This is a genomic window from Streptomyces sp. NPDC031274 (genome assembly GCF_055570235.1).
On record NZ_JBVIHP010000490.1, the window covers coordinates 1 to 1,033 of the forward strand.

The 1,033-nt window shown below is 69.6% G+C and carries 1 protein-coding gene; it reads right to left on the minus strand.

Annotated features, from left to right (window positions below; genetic code table 11):
* Positions 1 to 387: 387 nt before the first annotated feature.
* Positions 388 to 810 (minus strand): hypothetical protein, encoded by a 423-nt coding sequence (locus tag ACZ5CR_RS47400; protein WP_468870285.1) that lies wholly within the window; start codon positions 808 to 810, stop codon positions 388 to 390.
* Between the last annotated feature and the right edge of the window lie 223 nt (positions 811 to 1,033).

Sequence of the window (1,033 nt, forward strand, 5' to 3'; positions counted from 1 at the left end):
CGGACCGCAGTCCTCCAGACGAACGACACGAGCGGCCTCGCCCCACGGCATCCGCTGTTCTCCACCGTACGGATCCAGGAACCGGGCGCTGTATCGACAGGGATCAGCGACCGCCGAATGCGCCAAGGAGCCTTGCTGCCACATGCACCTTCAACCGATGAGCATCCATCAGGTAATGGCCACGTGACGACCTGCTCCCTCACACGCATTCCAAGCCCTGCTCAGCGAACGCGTGCCGGCGGATCTGACGGCACGGGGCAGCCGCCTGCTGGGGGACTGGTCCAACACCAACGCCGGTGATTCGAGCGGTCGCCGCGTACGGCTATCGTCCACCAGGACGTCCCCGGTGGGAACACGCCGCCGCGTCGATGTGCAGCAGGGAGCGCGTCATGGTGCGGGACGGCGCGGACAGCTCCAGGGCGCGCTGCTGGCTCTCGTTCGGGCGGCGGTGTCTGCGAGCGTGGTGAAGGCGTGGCTGAGGCGGACGTGGTGCTTCTGCTCGCCGTACGTCAGCCACGTGTCTGACCGCTCGCCCTCGGGGAGCTGCTCCATGAGGGCGCCGGCGAGTGCGGCGTGGGCCTGCTCGGTCTGTTGGTGACCTGCGGCCTGGCGGGCCTGGTCGGCGAGGCCGGCCCCCGCCCTCGGGGCGCCGTAGTTGAGCGGCCCCATGGCTTCCCGGGCAAGCCCCCAGGCGTGCAGCTGGGAATTGCCGGATTCGGCGGTGGCGAACCAGGCGCGGGATTCCCGGCGGCCGCCCAGGCCGTACAGGACGATCGCGGTCATCCCGGCCGTCTGTCCGGCCGTACGCACAGCCGCGATCCTACCGACGGTGGGCTGCGGGACGGTGAGCAGCGGGCGCAGACCGGCGAAGTCGGCGATCAGGTCGGCCAGGACGCGGGTGGGCGCTTGGCCGTGGTAGCCGTACCCGTAGCTTCTCGGCTGCGGCCTTCGGGTCGGCGAGTTTTGATGGTCAAGCCGTATTTATGCGGCTCAAGTCGAGCGGAGTCGGGAGGGTCATGCCCCACGAGACGAT